Raw genomic sequence first — 22,052 nt, forward strand, 5'->3', positions numbered from 1 at the left:
GCCGGGGACCGGGGGGTGTGCGAGGCGGCCGCGGTCACAGCGGGGTCGGATGGAGACCGCGGCCGCCTACCCGCGCAACGCTGTGCGCGGGAGTCTGTGTGTGCGCAGGGCGTCAGCCCTTGGTGCCGCCCGCGGTCAGGCCGGTGACGAGGTTCTTCTGCACGAGGTAGAAGAACACCGACACGGGTATCGCGATCAGCACGGCGGTGGCGGCCATGTAGTTCCACTGGGCGTCGTGCTCGCTGACGAAGGTCTGCAGGCCCACGGCGAAGGTGTACTTCGAGTCGTCCAGCATGAACGTCGTCGCGAAGGCGACCTCGCCGACCGCGGTGATGAAGTTGTAGAAGGCGGCCACGGCGAGGCCGGGGCGGGCCAGCGGCAGGATCAGCCGGAAGAAGGTGCCGAAGGGGGACAGCCCGTCGACACGTCCGGCCTCGTCTATCTCGAAGGGGATGGTGTCGAAGTACCCCTTGAGCAGCCAGGCGCTGTACGGCACGGCCGTGGTGCAGTTGATGATGATCAGCGACCAGTAGGTGTCGATGAGACCCAGGTCGCTGAAGATCTGGTACATCGGCACGATCAGGATGGCGATCGGGAAGGCCTGGGTGAGCAGCAGGACCCACATCAGCTGCTTGTAGCCGGGAAAGCGCATCCGGGAGACCGCGTAGCCGGTGGTCGCGGCGACGAGGACACCGATCAGGGTGGTGCCGAGGGCCACGATCATCGTCGACTTGAACCAGTCGAAGAAGCCGGTGTGCTGGAGCACGAAGCTGTAGTTGGAGAAGCTGAACTTGCTCGCGATCTTGCTCGGGTGGAGGTAGTCGTCCTTGTCCGGGCCGAGCGAGAGATAGAACAGCCAGGCCACCGGGGCGAGTGCGATGAGGCTCGCGACGGCGAGGCCGCCGTGCAGCAGGGCGGCGCCGAGCGGGCCGCGCTCGCCGCGCCGGCGGACCGGGCGCAGCGTCGACGCGGCGAGGACCTGCGGGGTCACCGGGCGGTCCGGCTTGATCTCGGAGGGTGTCGTGGTGCTCATGGCGGCGGCTCCTGCGGCGTCAGACGGCGAGCTGGTCATTGCGCTTCAGCCAGCGGAAGTAGAAGGAGGTGAAGACGGTGAGGATCGACAGCAGCAGCACGCCGTACGCGGCGGACTGGGCGAAGTCCCGCGGCTGCTGGCCGAAGCCCAGCGCGTAGGCCCAGGTCACGAGGATCTGGGCGTCCGGGGCGCTGGTGGGGCCGAACAGCAGGAAGATGATCACGAACTGGTTGAAGGTCCAGATGATGCCGAGGAGCACGACGGTGGAGCTGACGGACCGCAGCCCCGGCAGGGTGACGTGCCGGAAGCGCTGCCAGGCGTTGGCGCCGTCCATCTCGGCCGCCTCGTAGAGGGTGGAGTCGATGGACTGCAGGCCGCCGAGCAGCGAGAGCATCATGAACGGCACACCGCACCAGGTGTTGACCATGATCGCGGCGAACCGCTGCCAGAAGGTGTCCTCCAGCCACTGCGGCTGGGGCAGGTGCAGGGAGTGCAGGATCTGGTTGAGCACACCGGAGTCGGCGAGCATGATCCGCCAGGAGAAGACGGTGACGAAGGTCGGCACGGCCCAGGGCAGGACGAGGAGCAGCCGGTAGAAGGTGCGGCCGCGCAGCTTCTGGTTGAGCATGAGCGCGAGGCCGAGGCCGATCGTGTAGTGCAGGAACACACAGGCGGCCGTCCAGAAGACCGTCCACAGGAAGTGCGACCAGAAGCGGTCGTACGAGGTCGGGCCGAACAGGATGTCCTTGTAGTTGTCCAGGCCGATGAACTTGTAGGTGGCCGCGATGTGGTTGACGCCGATCGTGCGCGCCGAGTTGAGGCTGTTGGCGTCGGTGAGGGTGAGGTAGACACCGCGGATCAGCGGGTAGCCGACGATACCGGCGAGCACGATGACCACCGGGGCGATCATCGCGTAGGCGTACCAGTACTTCTGGAGGCCGTTTCTGATGCGCTGCCCCAGCCCGGGCCGAGGCGCGCGGTCACCGCGGCGCTTGCCGGTCGCGCGGTCGATGGCGACTGTCATGGTTCGACACCTTCAAAGATCAAGGATATGGGGGCCGGGCACAGGGCGGTGGCCGCCGGATCCTTCCCCCCCGATCTCGTACGGGAGGATCCGACGGCCACACGGGCTCACTTGCTGAAGTCGGGCACCAGCTTGGCGATGGCCAGCTGGGCGTTGCTCAGACCCTGGTCCACCGACTCCTTGCCGCCGGCGATCTTGGGCAGCTCGGTGTCGAGCGGGCCCCACAGGGAGCTGTACTCGGGCAGCGCCGGACGCGGCTGGGCGGAGGAGAGGACGCCCTGGTAGCCGGCGATACCGGGGTCGGCCTTGACCTGGGCGGTGTAGGCGTCGGTGCGGGTGGGCAGGGTGGAGTTCTTCAGGGCGATGGTCTCCTGGGACTTCGCCGAGGTCATGAACTTCACGAACGTCAGGGCCGCTTCCTGGTGGGCCTTGTCGGAGCCGGCGTAGACCGAGAGGTTGTGGCCGCCGGTCGGGGCGCCCGCCTTGCCGCTGGAGCCGGCCGGGACGGTGGCGATGCCGAGGTTCGACTTGTCCTTGAAGGCGCTGCCCTTGTAGAAGTTCGTGATCTCCCACGGGCCCTGGACGATCGCGGCGACCTTACCGTTGACGAACGCGTCCGAGATGTGGGCGTAGGCGTCGGCGGTGGTGTCGGCCTTGTGCAGGCCCTTGCCGGAGAACAGGCTCAGCCAGGTGCCGTAGGCCTTCTTCGCGGCGGCCGAGTCGACGGTGATCTTCTTGGCGGTGGCGTCGACGGTGTCGGTGCCCTCGCCGTAGAGGAACGGCTGGGCGTAGTAGGCCTGGGTCGAGCCCCAGTAGCCGTCGGCGCCGGTCTTGTCCTTGACCTTGGCGGCGTCCGCCTTCAGCTCGTCCCAGGTCGTGGGGGCGGCGGTGATGCCGGCCTTCTGGAACAGCGCCTTGTTGTAGACCAGCGCGAGGGTGTCGGTGACCAGCGGAACGCCGTAGGTCTTGCCCTCGTACTGCGCCTGCTTGATCAGGTTCGGCTGGAAGCTGCTCTGCTCGGAGAGGGCCGCGGTGCCGTCCAGCGGCAGGAAGTAGCCCTTCTTCGCGAAGGCGGGGGTCCAGCCGACCTCGGAGCGCAGGATGTCCGGGGCGCCCTTGGAGCCGGCGGCGGTGTCGAACTTGTTCTGCGCCTGGTCGAAGGGGACGTTGACGTACTTGACCTTGATGTTCTTGTTCTGGGCTTCGAACTGCTGGATCAGGGCCTGGTACGTCGGCGCCTCGTTCGTGGCGTTGGAGGTGTCCCACCAGGTGATGGTGACCGGGCCGCCGGCCTTGCCACCGTTACCGCTGTCGCTGCTCCCGCCGCCGCAGGCCGTCGCCGCGAGGGCGAAGGACGCCACCAGCGCGGAGGCCGCTATGCCACGCCGCATGAGTTCTCCTTGAGGGTTGAAGCCCGTATGCCAGGGGCGGTCCCGTCCGCCGTCCCCGGGTGTGGTGCCGACTGCGCCGTTGCGGCGGCCGGGCGACTGGGAACGTAACAGCGATGTAAGCGCTGCGAAAGACCTTGCAGAAAAAAAGTGCAAGGAGACACGATGGTTACGCCGCCGTGATGTGCGCAGGGGGCGCTCGCAGCTCAGTTTCCCCGCCGCTCAGCGGGCGGCGGCCGACTTGTGCAAGACTCTGCAAGCTCTTGCCACCATGACTTCGAGGGAGCGCGATGAGGCAGCAACCCAGGGCGGGCCGTCCCGCGTCCCGGGCCCGGCGTCCGGCCGGTGTGCAAGGCGACATACGACCGGTACAGTCCAGTGCCGTGACCACACGGCTTGCCGACATCGCTGCGCAGGCGGGGGTGAGCGAAGCGACCGTCAGCCGGGTCCTCAACGGGAAGCCGGGCGTCGCCGCCACCACCCGCCAGTCCGTGCTCGCCGCGCTGGACGTCCTGGGTTACGAGCGCCCGGTGCGGCTGCGGCAGCGCAGCGAGGGGCTGGTCGGCCTGATCACGCCCGAGCTGGAGAACCCGATATTCCCGGCCCTGGCCCAGGTCATCGGCCAGGCGCTGACCCGCCAGGGCTATACGCCGGTGCTCGCCACGCAGACCCCGGGCGGGTCGACCGAGGACGAGCTGACCGAGATGCTCGTGGACCGCGGGGTCGCCGGGATCATCTACGTCTCCGGGCTGCACGCGGACACCACCGCCGACATGCAGCGCTACGAACGGCTGCGGGCGCAGGGCGTGCCGTTCGTGCTGGTGGACGGGTTCTCGCCGAAGGTGCAGGCGCCGTTCATCTCCCCCGACGACCGGGCCGCGATGACGCTCGCCGTGACCCACCTGGTGTCGCTGGGCCACACCCGGATCGGGCTGGCCCTCGGGCCGAAGCGGTTCGTGCCGGTCCAGCGCAAGATCGAGGGCTTCGTGCGGGCCGTACAGGACCAGTTGGGGCTGCCCGCCGGGGTCGTCGAAGCGGAGTTGATCCAGCACTCCCTGTACACGCTGGAGGGGGGTCAGGCGGCGGCGAGCGCGCTCATCGACCGCAGCTGTACGGCTGTGGTGTGCGCGAGCGACATGATGGCGCTCGGTGCCATACGGGCCGCCCGGCAGCGGGGGCTGGAGGTGCCGCGTGACGTCTCGGTGGTCGGTTTCGACGACTCCCCGCTGATCGCGTTCACCGATCCGCCGCTGACGACCGTGCGCAAGCCGGTGCCGGCGATGGGGCAGGCCGCGGTGCGCACGCTGCTGGAGGAGATCGGCGGAACGCCCGCGCCGCACAGCGAATTCGTGTTCATGCCGGAGCTGGTGGTGCGCGGTTCGACCGCTTCTGCCCCGCATGTCGTCCGTACGGCGTAGAAGGTGCGCCACGGACCCGACCTTGGGATGATCTGTCGGAGAAGCCTTCTCTGGCAGACTTGATGCCTATGAGTGACTCGACCGTGACGCAGTCGGAAGGTCGCGAAGAGGTGGCCGTTCCTCAGGCCGTCACGGTCGAGGGCAGACGGAGTCTGCTGACCAGGCTGCGGCGGCCGCGGCGGCCCCGGCTCTGGTTCGAGATCCTTCTGATCGCGGTGAGTTACTGGACGTACTCACTCATCCGCAACGCCGTCCCGGAGCAGAGGACGGCGGCGCTGCGCAACGCGGACTGGATCTGGTCCGTCGAGCACCATCTGGGCATCGCCGTCGAACAGTCCGTCAACCATGCCGTGAACTCGGCGACTTGGCTGATCATCGGCATGAACTACTACTACGCCACGCTGCACTTCATCATCACGATCGGTGTGCTGGTGTGGTTGTACCGGTGGCATCCGGGGCGGTACGCGGCAGCGCGGCTGGCGCTGTTCGCGACCACCGGTGTGGCGCTCGCCGGTTACTATCTGTTCCCGCTCGCGCCGCCTCGGTTGATGCGCGGCGGGCACTTCGTGGACACCGTGATGGTGCACCACACCTGGGGCTCGATGGCCTCCGGCGATCTGAAGGACATGTCGAACCAGTACGCCGCGATGCCGTCCATGCACATCGGGTGGTCCCTGTGGTGCGGGCTGACCATCTTCGCGCTGGCCTCCGTGCCGTGGGCGCGGGTGCTGGGGCTGCTCTATCCGGCGGCCACGCTCCTGGTCATCGTTTCCACCGCCAACCACTTCTGGCTGGACGCGGTGGGGGGTGTGCTGTGCCTGAGCTTCGGGTTCGGGGTGGCTCGGGTGTGGTACGGGGCCTTGCCCTACCGGTTGCCTCGGGGGGTGGCGGGGCCGGTGGTGAGGGGTTCCGTTTCGTCGCCGTCGTCACCGGCTGACCGTCACGTTCCGTTGCCGTAGAACAGTTCCTCCACGGTTGTGCGGGCCCTGCGGGTCGTACGGCGGTACGCGTCCAGCATGTCTCCCGCGTGACCCGCGCCGTAGCCCAGGTAGCGGCCGACCGCGGCCAGCTCGCGCGGTTCCGTGGGGAAGGTGTCCCCCGCCCGGCCGCGCACCAGCATCACCGCGTTGCGCACCCTCGTCGCCAGCACCCATGCCTCGTCCAGGATCTCCGCGTCCTCGGCCGACAGCAGCCCGGCCTCGCGGGCGGCGGCCAGGGCCTCGCGGGTGCGGGTGGTGCGCAGGCCCGGTACGTCCCCGCTGTGCCGGAGCTGGAGCAGCTGGACCGTCCACTCGACGTCCGACAGACCGCCCGGGCCGAGCTTGGTGTGCAGCTTGGGGTCGGCGCCCCGGGGGAGGCGCTCGGACTCCATCCTGGCCTTCAGGCGACGGATCTCGCGGACCGCGTCCTCGGGGAGACCGCGGTGCGGGTAGCGCAGGGGGTCGATCAGCTCGGTGAAGCGCCGGCCGAGGTCCTCGTCGCCGGCCACCGGCTCCGCCCGCAGCAGCGCCTGGGACTCCCAGACCAGGGACCAGCGGCGGTAGTACGCCTCGTACGCCTTCAGCGTGCGCACCAGCGGGCCCGACTTGCCCTCCGGGCGCAGGTCGGCGTCGATGAGCAGGGGCGGGTCGGTGCTGGGCAGCGCGAGCAGGCGGCGCATCTCCTCGACCACCTTGTTCGCGGCGGCCGCCGCCTCGTGCTCGTCCACGCCGTCCTGCGGTTCATGGACGAACAGGACGTCCGCGTCGGAGCCGTAGCCCAGCTCGTGACCGCCGAAACGGCCCATCCCTATGATCGCGAAACGGGTCGGGAGCGTGTCGCCCCAGCCGTCGCGGACCACCGCGCGCAGGGTGCCGGCGAGGGTCGCCGCGGTGAGGTCGGAGACCGCCGCGCCGACCCGGTCGACCAGGGCGCCCTGGTCGGGCTCGGCGTGGTTGTTCTCCGTGCCGTAGGAGTCGACGATGTCGCCGGCGGCGGTGCGGAACAGTTCACGGCGGCGTACGCCGCGGGCCGCGGTGACGCCCTGCCCGGCGTTCTCCGCGCGGCCCACCGCGGCCAGGATCTCCTGCTCCAGCGGGGTGCGCCCGCGCGGCGTCAGACCGGCTCCGGGCATGCCCTTGCCGTCGCCGTCGCCCAGCAGGGCCACCGCCTCGGGGGCGCGCATGAGGAGGTCGGGGGCCAGGCGGCCCGCCGAGAGGACTCGGGCGAGGTTTTCCGCGGCTGCCCCTTCGTCGCGGAGGAGGCGGAGGTACCAGGGGGTCTTGCCCAGGGCGTCCGAGACCTTGCGGAAGTTCAGCAGGCCGGCGTCCGGGTCCGCCGAGTCGGCGAACCAGCCGAGGAGGACGGGGAGGAGGGTGCGCTGGATGGCCGCCTTGCGGGTCACGCCGGAGGCCAGGGCCTCCAGGTGGCGCAGGGCGGATGCCGGGTCCGCGTAGCCGAGGGCGACCAGGCGTTCGCGGGCCGCTTCCGGGCTCAGGCGGGCCTCGCCCGGGGCGAGTTGGGCCACCGCGTCGAGGAGGGGGCGGTAGAAGAGCTTCTCGTGGAGTCTGCGTACGACGCCTGTGTGCCGCTTCCATTCGCGGATCAGCTCCGCGGCGGGGTCCGTGCGCAGGCCCAGGGAGCGGCCCAGGCGTCTCTGGTCCTCCTCGGCCACGGGGACGAGGTGGGTGCGGCGCAGGCGGTACAGCTGGATGCGGTGTTCCATGCTGCGCAGGAAGCGGTACGCCTCGTCCAGGCGGGCGGCGTCCTCGCGGCCCACGTAGCCGCCCGCGGCCAGGGCCTGAAGGGCGTCCAGGGTGGTGCCGCTGCGGAGGGTCGGGTCGGTGCGGCCGTGCACCAACTGGAGGAGCTGGACCGCGAATTCGACGTCCCTGAGGCCGCCGGGGCCGAGTTTCAGTTCTCTTTCGATCTCGGACGCGGGGATGTTCTCGACGACGCGTCGGCGCATCTTCTGTACGTCCGGTACGAAGTTCTCGCGCTCGGCCGCTTTCCAGACCAGGGGTTCGAGTGCGTCCACGTAGGCCCGGCCGAGTTCCGCGTCGCCCGCTACCGGGCGGGCCTTGAGCAGGGCCTGGAACTCCCAGGTTTTCGCCCAGCGTTGGTAGTAGGCGAGGTGGGAGGAGAGGGTGCGGACGAGGGGGCCGTTGCGGCCCTCCGGGCGGAGGTTGGCATCCACCGGCCAGATGGAGCCCTCCACGGTGGTTTCCGAGCAGATCCGCATGAGGTGGGAGGCGAGGCGGGTGGCGGCCGCTAGTGCTTTGGCCTCGGTGGTGGCCTCGGTTGCTTCCGCTACGAAGATCACGTCCACGTCCGAGACGTAGTTCAGTTCGTGGCCGCCGCACTTTCCCATCGCGATCACGGCCAGTCGGCAGGCTGCGGCGTCCTGGGGGGCTTCGGTCTGCGCTATCGCCAGTGCTGTGCGGAGGGTGGCGGTGGCGAGGTCGGCCAGTTCCGCGGCGGTCTCGGCCAGGTGCGTGGTGCCGCAGACGTCGCGGGCGGCGATGGAGAGCAGGCAGCGGCGGTAGGCGATGCGGAGGGAGACCGGGTCGGTGGCCTTGGCCAGGCCGCGTTCGAACTCCGCCAGGCCCGGGTGGAGGTCCTGGGGTTCGTAGGTGACCAGGGCGTGCCAGTCGGCCGGGTGGCGGGCCAGGTGGTCGGTGAGGGCGGCGGAGGCGCCGAGGACGCCCAGGAGGCGGTCGCGGAGGGGTTTGGCCGCGATGAGGGTGTCGAGGAGTTCGCGGTGGGCGGTGGGGGTGGGCTGGGCCTCGAGGAGGCGGACGAGGCCGTGGAGGGCGAGGTCGGGGTCGGCGGTCGCGCCCAGGGCTTCCAGGAGGACGGGGTCGTTGCGGACGAGGGTCAGCTCGGGGCCGTCGAGGAGGCGCTCGGCTGCGGAGGGGTCGGTGAAGCCGTGTCGTAGCAGGCGGGTGAAGGTGCTGCTCCTGCGGCCCGGCGTCATGGCTGGCCTCCCCTGATCTCGGTCGTCCTGGCCAGAGCCTAGCCGGATCGGGGGGCGGTGGGTCTGTCGTGGGGGATGCCTGCGGGTGCCTGCGGCGGCTTGTGCGGGTGGGGGTGGGGGGTGTGGGGGTGCGCGTGCTTGCGGCGCCTGTGCGGGGTACGGGTGCGAGTGCCTGCGGCGGCCTGTGCGGGTGCGTGGGGGGCTTGGGTCGCGCCTACGGTGGGGGGTGAGTCGGTGCCGCGCCGGGTGGTATCCGTCCTCGGTCCGGCGGGCTGCTTCCGGAGAGGGTGAACTGGGTTCACGCCGGCCGCTGCGGGCGGACACCACCCGCCACGTCCCCTCCCCGCCGTACGCGACCCGGCCGGTCCCGTTCCCCGCGAACGCCGCCACGCCCCCTCCCGCCGTACGCGGCCCAGGCAGCCTTCCTCTCCCCGCCGTGCGCCGCCCAACCGACCGTCCCCTCCACCGGAACCCTCGTGGGCCCGGGCGCACCCGGCGTTCATCCGGTCTTCATCCGTGAGGTTGGCTTACGTGGGGCGTGGGCATGTTGGCGTGTGCATGCTCTGTCCGCATCGCCAGCCCCGTTCATCCCCCCACTCTCGGAGGTTGATGTGTCCGGCAGTTCCGTGTACCGCCGAGCTCGTACCGCCGTGGCGTCGGGTACCGCCCTCGCCGCGGCCGCCGTCGGGCTGTGGACCGGACTCGGTGGCGCGTCCGCGCACGCCGCGAGCGCCGTGCCCAGCCCGGACCACGTGGTCGTCGTGGTCTTCGAGAACCATGCGTACAACCAGGTCATCGGTTCCTCCCGCGCGCCGTACATCAACTCGCTGAAGTCGGGAGGTGCCAACCTGACGCAGTCGTACGCCGAGACCCACCCGAGCCAGCCGAACTACTACGCCCTGTTCTCCGGTTCCACGCAGGGCATCACGGACGACAGCTGTGTCACGCCCGGCTTCTCCTCGGCGGACAACCTGGCATCCGAGGTGATCGCCGCGGGCAAAACCTGGGCCAGCTACAACGAGGATCTGCCCAGCCAGGGCGACACCTCGTGCAGCAGCGGCGACTACGCCCAGAAGCACAACCCCTGGTTCGGGTTCAGCAACGTGCCGACAGACAGCGCCATGACGTTCGACCAGTTCCCGACGGACTACTCGACGCTGCCCCAGATGTCCTTCGTGACCCCCAACCTGTGCAGCGACATGCACGACTGCTCGGTGTCCACCGGTGACACCTGGCTGAAGAACAACCTGGGCGCCTACGCCACATGGGCCAAGACCCACAACAGTCTGCTCGTCGTCACCTTCGACGAGGACAACCGGCTCAGTGGGAACCGGATCCCGACTGTGCTGTACGGGCAGCCGGTCACGGCCGGGTCCAGCAGCTCCACGACGTACAACCACTACGACCTGCTGCGCACCCTGGAGGACACCCAGGGACTGACCACGCACGCGGGCAACGCGGCCTCCGCGCAGGACATCACCGGCATCTGGGCGTCCTGACGTGTACGTAGCGGACAGCCGCGCGAGTGCGCCGGCGTCCGCGGACGGTGCCGTCCGGTCTGTGACCGGGCGGCGCCGTGCCGTGGTCGCGCCCGCCGTCCTCGCCCTCGGGGCGGTCAGTCTCGTCACCGACGTCTCGTCCGAGATGGTCACGGCCGTGCTCCCGCTGTATCTGGTGACGGGGCTCGGTCTGTCGCCGCTGGGCTTCGGGGTGCTCGACGGTGTCTACAACGGTTTCTCGGCGCTCGTCCGGCTCGTCGGCGGGCATCTGGCGGACAGGGGCGGTGGGCGGCACAAGTGGGTCGCCGGGTTCGGGTATGCCGTGTCGGCCGTGTGCAAACCGTTGTTGCTCGTCGTTCATTCGCTCACTCCGATCGGGCTGGTTCTTGCCGCCGACCGAACGGGGAAGGGGCTGCGTACGGCTCCTCGCGACGCGCTGATTTCCCTGTCGAGTACGGCCGAGTCGCGGGGGCGTGCCTTCGGGGTGCATCGGGCCATGGATACGGCGGGTGCGCTGCTGGGACCGCTGGTGGCCTTCCTGATTCTTCGGGCCACCGTGGACGGGTACGACGCCGTGTTCACCGTCAGCTTCTGCGTGGCCGTGCTGGGCGTGCTGGTGCTCGTTCTGTTCGTGCCCGGCGGGCGGGGTGAGAGGGTTCCGGCGGCCGAGCGGCCTACCCTGTCGGCCGCCGTACGGCTGCTCGGGCGGCGTGATCTGCGCCGGATCACCGTGTGCGCGCTGCTGCTGGGACTCGCCACGGTGAGTGACTCGTTCGTGTATCTGCTGCTCCAGCGGCGGCTGGGGGTTCCGGACCGGTGGTTCGCCCTGCTGCCGCTCGGTACGGCCGCCTCGTTCCTGCTGCTCGCCATCCCGCTCGGGCGGCTCGCGGACCGGGTGGGGCGGTGGGCCGTGTTTCTGGCCGGGCATGGGGCGCTGCTCGTCGCGTATGTGCTTCTGCTGACGTCGTGGCACGGGGGCGGGCTGCCGTACGTCGTCCTCGCCCTGCACGGTGCCTTCTACGCGGCCACGGACGGGGTGCTGATGGCGGCCGCCTCGGACGGGGTGCCGGAGGCGTTGCGCTCCTCGGGGCTGGCCCTCGTGCAGACCGGGCAGGCGATGGCCCGGTTCGCCTGCTCGCTGCTGTTCGGCGCGGCCTGGACGGTGTGGGGCGACCGGGCGGCGTTGAGCGGGGCGGCCGTGGCGCTGGTCGTCTGTGCCGTGTTCTCCCTCACCGTGCGTCCGAAGGGGACGGTACGTCCGAAGGGAACGGTGACCGCATGACCGTACGCAGCCGCGTCCTGATCCTGGTCTCGGCCGTCGCCGTGCTCGCCGCGATCGGACTGGCGTCCGTGCTGCACGCCTCGGCCCGGGCCGACCGTCGTGATCACGTGCAGGCGGGCGGACCGCATGTCACGCCGGGTGCGGTCACGTTGAGCGGGCACGGGCGGGTCCTCTTCCGGAACATGGCCTGGGGACCGCACCGGGACGAGGTCGTCAGCGTTCCGGCCGGTGATCCGTCGGACGCCCGTACGGCTTCCGGCGTCAAGTGTCTGCGCTTCTACGCCGCTTCGGGGGTGGGGGTGTGTCTGCAGGCCGTGCACGGGCCCGTTTCGGACACCTATCGCGCGCTCATTCTGGATGACCGGCTGCGGACCGTGCGGCGGTACGACGTCCCGGGGATTCCCTCACGTGCCCGGGTCTCACCGACGGGTCACTTCGCCGCTTGGACCGCGTTCGTGGGCGGCGACAGCTACGCGGGAACGAACTTCTCCACGCGTGCCGCGATCGTGGACACCCGGAGCGGCCGGCTGGTCCCGTCCCTGGAGGACTTCCGGATCGTCAAGGACGGGCACCCGTACCGGGCGGCGGACGTCAACTTCTGGGGCGTCACGTTCGCGGGCGACGACCGTACCTTCTACGCCACGCTCGCCACCGGTGGCAGCACCTATCTGGTCCGGGGTGACCTGCGGGCACGTACCCTCACCACCCTGCACGCGAACGTCGAGTGCCCCTCGCTCTCCCCCGACGGGACGCGTATCGCCTACAAGAAGCGCGTCGAGGGGCTGCCCAAGGACGCCCCCTGGCACCTGTACGTCCTCGATCTGCGGACGATGCGGGTGACCCCGCTCGCCGAGCGGCGGAGCGTGGACGACCAGGCGGTGTGGAAGGACTCCCGTACGGTCGTGTACGCGCTGCCCGGGGACTACGGCGCCGATCTGTATCAGGTTCCGGCGGACGGGTCGGGGACGCCGCGAAGGATCAGTGCGGCCGCGGTGTCGCCGGCGTATGTGCCGTAGCCGGAGAGGTCATTTCTGCGAGATCAGCCGGACGGACGCCGGCAGCGCGGCGGTGCCCCGGATGCGGTCGGGACTCGTCGCCAGGGCCAGGTACCGCAGGCGGGGCAGGGCCGCCAGGGGCGCGACGTCGATGTCTCCTTCCGCTCTCATGTCACCCAGCAACTCGCAGTAGGCCAGGAAGGGAAACGCCCGTGGCACCAGGTGTACGGCTGCTTGCAGGGCCCGTTCGCCGCCGCCGAAGAGGGTGAGGCTGGTGATGCCGGCCAGAACCATCCGCGGCGGCAAGGCCTCCAACGCTGCGGCGGGCAGGGCGAGATCCTCGAGCGCGGGCAGCCGGCCCAGGTCCGCCCAGTCCTCCGGCGAGGCCGGACCCGCCGACGGGTCGAGCCGGAGGGTCTTGAGGCGGGTGAGAGGGGCCAGACCCGCGGTCCCGGACGCGGGCGTCACCCCGCCCTTCAGCCACAGGGTGTGCAGCGGGGCGCCGACCGGAAGGGCTTCCAGTTGCCAGGGGGCGTGCGAAGGGCTGCGGAGGAACAGTTCCTCCAGCGCGGGCAGCCGGGAGAGCGGACGCAGGTCGACGTCGGGGCCCGAGCACGTGAGGTCGAGAGACAGCAGCGGGAGCCCGGCGAGCGCGGAGAGGTCCACCAGCGCCGGGCACTCCTTGATGACGAGCGACTTCAGCTCGGTCTGCCCGGCCAGGAAGGACAGGTCGGAGATGGCGGAGTGGGACAAGGACAGATCGGTGAGGTGGTTGCGGGCGGCGTACGCGGCGAGGACGTGCGGGGAGACGCCGCCGCGGATGTCGAGGGACGACGCCCGCAGCCCGAGGCGGTTCAGCTGGACCAGCTGTTCGTCCGACTGGACCACGTAGCCGAAATGGGTCGCGTCGAGGTGAGCGATGATCTCCTCGGCGTACTGGGCGCAGTCGAAACTCGACCAGGCCCCCATCAGCTCGGCCCGGACCAGATGGAAGGGATGCTCGACGAAGCGGGCCAGGAAGGGCAGGGCGGCGTCGGACTTGACGTGGGAGGCCGCGACGACGACGTGGTAGGCGGCCATGTCGCTGTCCAGTTTCTCCGGGCCGGGCAGGAGATCGAGGATCAACGGACCCGCTTCGGCGAGGGCGCGGGCCTCTTCCACGCTCTTCGGCGGGATGAGGGTGGCGGTGCGCTGCTCCACGGCCTCTCGCACCGTGGGGGACAGGGTCGTGGCGTGTTCCAGGCAGGCGGCGGCGAGCAGATAGACGCGGGCTTGCGCGCGCCGGTCGGGGGCCGCGTCACCCAGGGCCAGCAACCCCCGGAAGATCGTCTCGCGTTCGTGGGGCCGGCCCAGGGCCACCGCCATGCCGATGACGTCCTCCCACTGGTCGTCGGCGGCGTGGCCGGTGAGCAGGCCGAAGTCGCCTTCCTCCACGGCGGCCCGGGCGCCCAGGAAGTCCTGGAAGGTGCGGTGGATGAAGTCGACCGTGTCCAGGGCCGGTTCGCGCAGCAGTCCGCTGCGGTCGAGGAAGTACCTGAGGACGTCCGACGCGTCGCCGAGGGCGGCCGCCTCGGGGACCGCGGGCAGGGCCCGGCCGATGATGGTCTCGGCGCGGGAGCGGTCCAGCTCCGTACGGCCGTTCTTGATGAGCCAGTAGGCGAGCCGTTGCAGCAGGTCGAGCTGGGGTTCCTCGCGCAGGTCGGGTCCGGCCATGTCGCGTTCGCGGTCGCGGCGGCTGAGCAGCATCGACAGCGCGGCCTCGTAGAGGTCCTTGCGGCCGCGCGGGAGGTAGCCGCGCCGGTCCCGGTGCAGCGCGCAGATCAGCCCGCACATCAGCGGGTTCGTGGCGAGCCGGCCGAGGTCCGGCTTGGTGCGGACGGCGGTGAGGAGCTGGCGCTCGTACTGGTCGAGTTCGGCGGCGTCCTCGGCGTCGGGGCGGGCGGCCTCGTGCCACTTGTGGACGAAGGCGGCGATGCCGGCCGGGGTCATCGGGGACAGGGTCAGTTCGGTGAAGCGGTCCTCCTCCAGCCAGTCCTGGCCCACGGCGGACGGACGGGAGGTGACCAGCCAGCGGTTGTCGCCGTCGTAGGTCTCGGTCAGCTCCCGCAGCCATCCGCGGGTGCGCTCGCGCTCGGCGTCGGGGACCTCGTCGATGCCGTCGATCAGGATCAGGCCCCGGCCCGCGGCGAGGACGCGGTTCTCCCAGCCGGCGGGCTGGGTGCCGGCCAGCGGGCAGCGCACGGCGGTCAGGAAGTCCTTGGGCAGCGGCAGCGCCTTGCCGTCCCCGATGAGCCGGCGCAGCGGCAGGACGAACGGGATGCGGTCCTCCAGGTACGCCATACGGTCCGGTACGTCCTGCCGCGCGGCGGTGACCGCCAGCCACTGCACCAGCGTGCTCTTGCCGGAGCCCGCCTCCCCGCGCAGAAGGACGCGGGGGCTGTCGGCGAGGGCCTGGTCGGCGGGGCGGTGTGCGTGGGTTTCGGCCAGCAGTCGGCGGGTGGTGTCCCGCTCCGATGCGAGGATGATCCGGAAGTGGGGCAGAACGTCCGGTTCCAGAGCCGTCACCCACTGCGCGAGGTTGTCGGTTCTCCTGATGACATCCGGATCGACGACGGTCAGGGTGGAGAGAACCGCCGCGGCGTCGACAACGCCCTCCGGCAGGCCGTTGGCCTCGCGGAACACCTGGAACGCGTGCCGCCACCGGCCCATCAGCGCAGACGACGCCTCCAGACTCAGATAGGCCAGGTCCAACGGCCACCGCTTCGGTGTACGGCTGAGATCGATGCCGTAGATCGTGAGCTTGCCGTGTTTCTTGATGACGTACGGCAGGTACTCCTGCTCGAACGCCGCGTCCTCGGACCCTGGCAGCGGGCTGCGCCGGATCAGCTCGTCCACCTTCGCCGTCAGGGCGTCGAGGGAGCGGGTCTGCTGGACCAGCGTGTGGGCCACAAAGGTCGAGCGCTGGGTGAAGAAGTGCAGGATGTGCAGGCAGGCCGCGTCGAGGAGCCGTTCGTAGAGGTATGTGGCGTCGGACGAGAGCTGATGCTCCGGATGGCCGGCGGCGCGGCGCAGTTCGCGGGCGAAGGCCTCGTGGCCCAGTCGTACGGCGTCCAGGTCGGTGAGGGTGATGTCGCCGAGGGCGTGGAGGGCGGTGGCGAGGGCGTCGGTGACGGCCTGCCGTTCGTCCTCGGTGATGGGGCGCTCGCCGGTGCGCAGGGCGTGGGCGACCAGCTTGGCGGCGAGGCCGCGCACGTCGGAGGCGGTGAGGCGGCGCTTCTCGCCCTTGAAGGAGACGTACCCGGAGATCCGGATCGGCTGGTGGACCAGGCCCGCGCCGGGGCCTTCGGTGACGAAGAGTTTCTTGACCAGCGGGCCGATGACGGCCGAGGCGAGGCGAGTGCCGATCGTTGCCGGGTCCAACAGTGTGCCCCCCTGGGTAACTTCCCTTCCCCACAAGGATCTTAGGGTGCACCGGTGCGCTGCGTCCGGCGGTTGCGCCCCGTGAAGGCGTTGGGGGCACCGAGACGACGTGGGGCCCGCGGTCAGCGACCACGGGCCCCACCCGCAGGATGAGCGAGAAACCCCGCCCGACCTGCCCCTACAGCACCGGCAGGTTCTTCCGCAGCTCGAACGCCGTGACCTCGCTCCGGTACTCGTGCCATTCGGCGCGCTTGTTGCGCAGGAAGAAGTCGAAGACGTGCTCGCCGAGGGTTTCGGCGACCAGGTCGCTGCGTTCCATCAGGGTGAGGGCCTCGCCGAGGTTCTGCGGGAGGGGTTCGATGCCCATCGCGCGGCGTTCGGCGTCGGAGAGGGCCCAGACGTCGTCCTCGGCGCCCGGCGGCAGCTCGTAGCCCTCCTCGATGCCCTTCAGGCCCGCCGCCAGCAACACCGCGTACGCCAGGTACGGGTTCGCGCCCGAGTCGAGCGAGCGGACCTCCACGCGCGCGGAGCCGGTCTTGCCAGGCTTGTACATGGGGACGCGGACCAGGGCGCTGCGGTTGTTGTGGCCCCAGCAGATGTACGACGGGGCCTCGCCGCCGGCGCCGGCCGTGCGCTCGGAGCCGCCCCAGATGCGCTTGTAGGAGTTCACCCACTGGTTGGTGACCGCCGCGATCTCCGCCGCGTGCCGCAGCAGGCCCGCGATGAAGGAGCGGCCGACCTTGGAGAGCTGGTACTCCGCGCCCGACTCGTAGAACGCGTTTCGGTCACCTTCGAACAGGGACAGGTGGGTGTGCATGCCGGAGCCGGGGTGCTCGGAGAAAGGCTTCGGCATGAAGGTGGCCTGGACACCCTGCTCCAGCGCGACCTGCTTCATGACCAGCCGGAACGTCATGATGTTGTCGGCGGTCGAGAGGGCGTCGGCGTAGCGGAGGTCGATCTCCTGCTGACCCGGCGCGCCCTCGTGGTGGGAGAACTCGACCGAGATGCCCATCGACTCCAGCATGGTGATCGCCTGGCGGCGGAAGTCCATGCCGACGTTGGTCGGGGTGTGGTCGAAGTAGCCCGAGTTGTCGGCCGGGGTCGGACGGGTGCCGTCCAGCGGGCGGTCCTTCAGCAGGAAGAACTCGATCTCGGGGTGGGTGTAGAAGGTGAAGCCCAGGTCGGAGGTGCGGGCCAAGGCGCGCTTCAGCACGTACCGGGGGTCGGCGAAGGACGGGGAGCCGTCCGGCATGAGGATGTCGCAGAACATGCGGGCGGTGCCGGGCGTCTCCGCGCGCCAGGGCAGGACCTGGAAGGTGGAGGGGTCCGGCTTGGCGATCATGTCGGACTCGTAGACCCGGGCGAAGCCCTCGATGGCCGAGCCGTCGAAGCCGATGCCCTCGTCGAAGGCCTGCTCCAGCTCGGCGGGGGCCACGGCGACGGACTTGAGGAAGCCCAGCACGTCCGTGAACCACAGGCGTACGAACCGGATGTCGCGCTCCTCCAACGTCCGGAGCACGAACTCCTGCTGCTTGTCCATCTTCCGCTTCCCCATCCTTGCTGGTCAGGCCGCCTGGGAGCATCTCACCACAACACCGTTTCCAGCGCGTTGCGGACCTTGATCGCCCGAGCGTCCTAGGCCTGAATGCCTGTCGTACGGCAGGTGTACCGCTCTGCCGCCCATCTTGCCTTCTCGCACCGACATCCGTAATGGCCGGTCCGCTTCCACCGTGACCGAGACCACGCCCGTTTAATTTGCATCTCAAATGCAAGTTTTCATAGCGTGCCGCTCAGTCGAGGAGTCAGCCGAGTTCCGAGGAGTCCCGATGCTGTCCGAGCAGTCCGCTGCCACCGTCCGCGCCACCCTCCCCGCCGTCGGGGCGGCCATCGGCGAGATCACCGAGCGCTTCTACGCCCGTCTCTTCGCCGCCCACCCCGAGCTGCTGCGGGACCTCTTCAACCGCGGCAACCAGGCCTCCGGCGCCCAGAAGCAGGCCCTCGCCGGCTCCATCGCCGCCTTCGCCACGTATCTCGTCGAGCACCCGGACCAGCGGCCGGACGCCATGCTGGGGCGCATCGCCCACAAGCACGCCTCGCTGGGGGTCGCGCCCGAGCAGTACGACGTCGTCCACACGCACCTCTTCGCCGCCATCGCCGAGGTCCTCGGCGAGGCCGTCACGCCCGAGGTGGCCGCCGCCTGGGACGAGGTGTACTGGCTGATGGCGAACGCCCTCATCGCCGTCGAGAAGCGGCTGTACGAGGAGAGCGGCAGCCGCGGCCCGCGGGAGTGGGAGGTCGTGGAGCGGGTCGAGGAGACCGCGGACGTCGTCTCCCTCCGGCTGCGACCCGTAGACGGCGGGCCGGTGGCCGCCTTCCGCGCCGGGCAGTACGTCTCCGTCCAGGTCGAGCTGTCCGACGGGGCCCGGCAGATACGGCAGTACAGCCTGTCCGGCGCCCCGGGCGAGTCCGTGCGCCAGATCAGCGTCAAGCGCGTGCCGGGCGACGAGGCGGCACCCGACGGCGAGGTCTCCAACCACCTCCACGCGCGCGTGCGCACCGGTGACGTCCTGCGTCTGTCCGAGCCGTACGGCGACCTCGTCCTCGGCGACCCCGACGGCCGGCCGCTCCTGCTCGCCTCCGCGGGCATCGGCGTGACCCCGATGGTCGCGATGCTCGCCGCCCTGGCCGCCGACGGCCACACCACCCCGGTCACGGTGGTCCACGGCGACCGCTCCCCCGCCGACCACGCCCTGCGCACCGACCACGAGGCCTACGCGCAGAAGCTCCCGGACGCCTCCGTGCACTTCTTCTACGAGCGGGACGCGGAGCCGGGCACCCGCACCGGCCTGGTCGACCTCGACGGCATCGCCGTACCGGCCGGCACGCGCGCGTACCTGTGCGGGCCACTGCCCTTCATGCGCGCGGTACGCGGTCAGCTGCTCGAGAAGGGCGTGGCTCCGGCCGACATCCACTACGAGGTGTTCGGCCCTGACCTCTGGCTGGCGCAGGGCTGAGCCGGGGCCCTGGGCGGTCACGGCAGGGGCTGTTCCGCCCAGATGATCTTGCCGTCCGGGGTGTAGCGGGTCCCCCAGCGTTCGGTGAGCTGGGCGACGAGGAACAGGCCGCGTCCGCCCTCGTCCTCGGTGCGGGCGCGGCGCAGCCGGGGTGAGGTGGCGCTGCCGTCGAAGACCTCGCAGATCAGCCCGCGCTCGCGCAGCAGCCGCAGCTGGACCGGTCCCGTGGCGTGCCTGATGGCGTTGGTGACCAGCTCACTGGCGACCAGCTCCGTGGTGAAGGCGAGTTCGTCCAGGCCCCACTCGGCGAGCCGCCGCGTGACCGTCTGGCGGGAGGAGGAGACGACCGCGGGATCGCTGGGCAGGTCCCACTGGGCGACCCGGTCCGGTCCCAGGGCGTGGGTGCTGGCGACCAGCAGGGCCACGTCGTCCGTCGGCCGGGCCGGGAGCAGCGCGTCGAGGACCGCGTCGCACGTCTCCTCCGGGGGCCGGCCGGCACAGGCCAGGACGGTGCGCAGCTGGTCCAGGCCGACGTCGATGTCGCGCAGCCGGTCCTCGACCAGGCCGTCGGTGTACAGCACCACCTGGCTGCCCTCGGCCAGCTCCACCTCGACGGTCTCGAAGGGCATGCCGCCGAGTCCGAGCGGCGCCCCGGCGGGCAGGTCCACGAAGTCCACCGTCCCGTCGGGAGCGACGATCGCGGGGACGGGGTGCCCGGCGCGGGTGAAGGTGCACCGGCGGGACACCGGGTCGTAGACGGCGCACAGGCAGGTCGCGCCGACGATCCCGGAGTCCGGGTCCGAGTGGGAGGCCTCCACGGCCCAGCCCTCGCCCCGGTCGAGCCGGCCGACCAGGTCGTCCAGGTGGGTGAGGAGTTCGTCGGCCGGCAGGTCCAGGGAGCAGAAGTTGTGCACGGCGGTGCGCAGCCGTCCCATGGTGGCGGCGGCGTGCAGGCCGTGGCCGACCACGTCGCCGACCACCAGCGCCACCCGGGCGCCGGAGAGCGGGATGACGTCGAACCAGTCGCCGCCGACCCCGGCCTGTGCGGGCAGGTAGCGGTAGGCGATGTCGACGGCGCTCTGCTCGGGCCGGCCGCGCGGCAGCAGGCTGCGCTGGAGCGCCAGCGCCGTATTGTGCTCGCGGGTGTAGAGGCGGGCGTTGTCGATGCAGATCGCCGCCCGGCCGGCCAGCTCCTGGGCCAGGGCCACGTCGTCGTCCTCGAACGGCGCGGGCTGCTCCGACCGGTAGAAGGCGACCGCGCCGAGGGTGCTGCCGCGGGCCCGCAGCGGCACCGCGATCAGGGAGTGGATGCCCGCGGCCAGCACCTGCTCGCACCGGTCCGGGTCCTGGGCGGCCCAGTCGGCGGCCCGGCCCAGGTGGGGTTCGAGCACGGGCTGCCGGGTCTCCAGGCTGCGGGTCAGCGGCGTGCCGGGAACGCAGCGGACCGGGTCGCCCACGTCGTAGAGGTGGGATTCCTGGTGGATGGCGCCGAGGGCGACCCGGCGCAACGGGGTGTCCGCCGTGAAGGGGCCGGGCTCCTCGCCGCGCAGCACGGCGTCGGGCAGGTCGACGGCCGCGAAGTCGGCGAACCGGGGGACGGCCACCTCCGTCAGCTCCTCCGCGGTGCGGGTGACGTCCAGCGTGGTGCCGATCCGGACTCCGGCGTCGTGCACCAGCCCGAGGCGCCTGCGGGCCAGCAGGGCGAGCCGCCCCACACCGGGCTCACCGACGAGCACCAGCCAGCCGGGCCCGTCGGCCTCACCGGCGTGCGCGTCCGCGCCGGGGGCGGGCTCCGTGGTGAGCGGTGGCGGTACGACCGTGTACGGGGCGAACGCGGACACCGTGTCCGGACCGTCGCCGTTGTGAGCGGGTACAGCGGGCGGAGTGGGCGCGGGCGGTACGGCCGGCGGCGCCACTGCCCCGGAGGCGGCCGGTGCGCTCAGGTCGGCGTAGCGCATGCGCGGGCCGTCCAGGACGCGGGCCTCGACCACCGCGCCGGTCTCGCCGGCCGCGCCCCTGATCTGACGGCGCAGCAGGAGCGCGACCCGGCCGCCGGGCAGGGTCACCTCGTCGAGGGTGCGCTGGGGCGCGGCGAGGAGTTCCTCGGCCTTCTCCCGCAGGACGGCCAGGTCGATCCGGCCGAGGCCGCCGGCGTCCTGGACGCCGTCCCGTCCGGCGAGCGGCGGCTCCGGCTGGGGCGGCCAGTCGCCTCGGTCGGCGGCCCGGGCGGCCCGCCGGTACGCGGCGAGCAGCGCGCGCTCCCGGGCTCCGGCCTCCTTCAGCAGGCGTGCCTCGATGTCGCCGCCGGCCTCGCGCACCAGCCGGAGCATGGCCGGGTCGCCGTCGTCGCGCAGGCAGGTGAGGTCGAGGACGGCCTCGATGTGTCCGCTGAGGGGGTCACGGACGGGTGCACCGGCGCAGGCGAACGGCTGCAGGCAGTCGGCGAAGTGCTCCCGGCCGACGACGTACACCGGCCTGCGCTCGGCCAGCGCGGTGCCGACGCCGTTGGTGCCCGCGGCGTTCTCGGAGGCGTCGAATCCGGGGGCGAAGTGCACCTCGTCGAGGCGCCGGCACAGCTGGAGGTCGCCGCCCTGCCGCTCGACCATGCGGCCCTGCGCGTCGCAGAGCACGACGGTCACGCCGATGTCGGCGAGCGACGCGGCGAGGCGGTGCAGGACGGGGTCGGCGGCGCTGCGGACCCGGTCGTCGAACCCCAGGTCCGCGGCGTACGGAATCAGCAGATGGTGCGGCTGGAGCCCCGCGTTCCGGCAGCGCTTCCAGGAGTCGAGCACCGGGGCGGGTACGTCCGCGTCGATCCGCGCACCGGCCAGGAAACGCTCGTGGGCCCGGACGAGACCGCCGATGTGGTCCGAGGCGACCGACAACGGGATCACTTCCCTCGGCTGGGGCGGCCCCGTCGCGCACCGCTGCTCGGTCCGCCTCCTCGGGGCACCTGTCCAAGCGCTCCCACACTAGTCCGGAAATCGCACAAATGCCCAATATTCCGGCATTACGGAATACGGA

13 protein-coding genes are annotated in these 22,052 nt (G+C 71.0%); 6 read left to right on the forward strand and 7 right to left on the reverse strand.

Annotated elements, in window-relative coordinates; genetic code table 11:
• Positions 1–112: 112 nt before the first annotated feature.
• From ACH47Z_RS02440 to ACH47Z_RS02450, 3 genes are all read right to left on the reverse strand, one after another.
• Positions 113–1,033 (reverse strand): sugar ABC transporter permease, encoded by a 921-nt coding sequence (locus tag ACH47Z_RS02440; RefSeq protein WP_399069626.1) that lies wholly within the window; start codon positions 1,031–1,033, stop codon positions 113–115.
• 19 nt (positions 1,034–1,052) lie between these two features.
• Positions 1,053–2,057, reverse strand: coding sequence for a carbohydrate ABC transporter permease (locus ACH47Z_RS02445; RefSeq protein ID WP_399069628.1), 1,005 nt, complete (start codon positions 2,055–2,057; stop codon positions 1,053–1,055).
• A 107-nt stretch (positions 2,058–2,164) separates the two neighbouring features.
• Complete coding sequence (locus ACH47Z_RS02450) at positions 2,165–3,448, reverse strand: extracellular solute-binding protein (RefSeq protein WP_399069630.1); 1,284 nt, start codon at positions 3,446–3,448, stop codon at positions 2,165–2,167.
• A gap of 380 nt (positions 3,449–3,828) precedes the next feature.
• On the opposite strand from ACH47Z_RS02450, the gene ACH47Z_RS02455 reads away from it, so the two are divergent.
• Both ACH47Z_RS02455 and ACH47Z_RS02460 read left to right on the forward strand, forming a co-directional pair.
• Positions 3,829–4,863, forward strand: a complete 1,035-nt coding sequence (locus ACH47Z_RS02455; protein WP_399069632.1) for a LacI family DNA-binding transcriptional regulator — start codon at positions 3,829–3,831, stop codon at positions 4,861–4,863.
• 68 nt (positions 4,864–4,931) lie between these two features.
• The gene (locus ACH47Z_RS02460) at positions 4,932–5,822 is read left to right on the forward strand and encodes a phosphatase PAP2 family protein (RefSeq protein WP_399069634.1); all 891 of its coding nucleotides are present in this window, start codon (positions 4,932–4,934) and stop codon (positions 5,820–5,822) included.
• Here the strand turns inward: ACH47Z_RS02460 and ACH47Z_RS02465 are convergent.
• Positions 5,804–8,818 carry a bifunctional [glutamine synthetase] adenylyltransferase/[glutamine synthetase]-adenylyl-L-tyrosine phosphorylase gene (locus tag ACH47Z_RS02465; RefSeq protein ID WP_399069637.1) on the reverse strand — a complete coding sequence of 1,005 codons (3,015 nt, stop codon included), beginning with the start codon at positions 8,816–8,818 and terminating at the stop codon, positions 5,804–5,806. The two genes, ACH47Z_RS02460 and ACH47Z_RS02465, sit on opposite strands and share 19 nt — an antisense overlap.
• A 611-nt stretch (positions 8,819–9,429) precedes the next feature.
• Here ACH47Z_RS02465 and ACH47Z_RS02470 point away from each other — a divergent pair.
• The 3 genes from ACH47Z_RS02470 to ACH47Z_RS02480 are packed head-to-tail and all read left to right on the forward strand — an operon-like array spanning position 9,430 to position 12,615.
• Positions 9,430–10,317: an alkaline phosphatase family protein gene (locus ACH47Z_RS02470; RefSeq protein ID WP_399069639.1), complete on the forward strand. Its 888-nt coding sequence runs from the start codon at positions 9,430–9,432 to the stop codon at positions 10,315–10,317.
• 1 nt (position 10,318) lies between these two features.
• Positions 10,319–11,599: an MFS transporter gene (locus ACH47Z_RS02475; RefSeq protein ID WP_399069642.1), complete on the forward strand. Its 1,281-nt coding sequence runs from the start codon at positions 10,319–10,321 to the stop codon at positions 11,597–11,599.
• Positions 11,596–12,615 (forward strand): TolB family protein, encoded by a 1,020-nt coding sequence (locus tag ACH47Z_RS02480; protein WP_399069644.1) that lies wholly within the window; start codon positions 11,596–11,598, stop codon positions 12,613–12,615. The genes ACH47Z_RS02475 and ACH47Z_RS02480 overlap by 4 nt, the downstream gene beginning before the upstream one ends.
• A gap of 9 nt (positions 12,616–12,624) precedes the next feature.
• Here ACH47Z_RS02480 and ACH47Z_RS02485 read toward each other — a convergent pair whose 3' ends face one another.
• Positions 12,625–16,014 carry an NACHT domain-containing protein gene (locus tag ACH47Z_RS02485; RefSeq protein ID WP_399069646.1) on the reverse strand — a complete coding sequence of 1,130 codons (3,390 nt, stop codon included), beginning with the start codon at positions 16,012–16,014 and terminating at the stop codon, positions 12,625–12,627.
• A 178-nt stretch (positions 16,015–16,192) separates the two neighbouring features.
• Positions 16,193–17,554, reverse strand: a complete 1,362-nt coding sequence (locus ACH47Z_RS02490) for a glutamine synthetase family protein (protein WP_399069648.1) — start codon at positions 17,552–17,554, stop codon at positions 16,193–16,195.
• Between the two features lie 286 nt (positions 17,555–17,840).
• Here ACH47Z_RS02490 and ACH47Z_RS02495 point away from each other — a divergent pair, with 286 nt between their 5' ends.
• On the forward strand, positions 17,841–19,028 hold the full coding sequence (locus ACH47Z_RS02495) for a globin domain-containing protein (protein ID WP_399069650.1): 1,188 nt from the start codon (positions 17,841–17,843) through the stop codon (positions 19,026–19,028).
• A 17-nt stretch (positions 19,029–19,045) separates the two neighbouring features.
• Here ACH47Z_RS02495 and ACH47Z_RS02500 read toward each other — a convergent pair whose 3' ends face one another.
• Positions 19,046–21,913 (reverse strand): SpoIIE family protein phosphatase, encoded by a 2,868-nt coding sequence (locus tag ACH47Z_RS02500; protein WP_399069652.1) that lies wholly within the window; start codon positions 21,911–21,913, stop codon positions 19,046–19,048.
• Positions 21,914–22,052: the final 139 nt, after the last annotated feature.

Origin of the sequence: Streptomyces sp. NPDC020192, from assembly GCF_044388685.1 — a bacterium.
In the GTDB taxonomy this organism is placed as follows: domain Bacteria; phylum Actinomycetota; class Actinomycetes; order Streptomycetales; family Streptomycetaceae; genus Streptomyces.

Coding starts and splice junctions, on each gene's coding strand:
- ACH47Z_RS02495 (WP_399069650.1), top strand. CDS start 17,841: ATGCTGTCCGAGCAGTCCGCTGCCACCGTCCGCGCCACCCTCCCCGCC.
- ACH47Z_RS02465 (WP_399069637.1), bottom strand. CDS start 8,818: ATGACGCCGGGCCGCAGGAGCAGCACCTTCACCCGCCTGCTACGACAC.
- ACH47Z_RS02460 (WP_399069634.1), top strand. CDS start 4,932: ATGAGTGACTCGACCGTGACGCAGTCGGAAGGTCGCGAAGAGGTGGCC.
- ACH47Z_RS02490 (WP_399069648.1), bottom strand. CDS start 17,554: ATGGACAAGCAGCAGGAGTTCGTGCTCCGGACGTTGGAGGAGCGCGAC.
- ACH47Z_RS02440 (WP_399069626.1), bottom strand. CDS start 1,033: ATGAGCACCACGACACCCTCCGAGATCAAGCCGGACCGCCCGGTGACC.
- ACH47Z_RS02445 (WP_399069628.1), bottom strand. CDS start 2,057: ATGACAGTCGCCATCGACCGCGCGACCGGCAAGCGCCGCGGTGACCGC.
- ACH47Z_RS02480 (WP_399069644.1), top strand. CDS start 11,596: ATGACCGTACGCAGCCGCGTCCTGATCCTGGTCTCGGCCGTCGCCGTG.
- ACH47Z_RS02450 (WP_399069630.1), bottom strand. CDS start 3,448: ATGCGGCGTGGCATAGCGGCCTCCGCGCTGGTGGCGTCCTTCGCCCTC.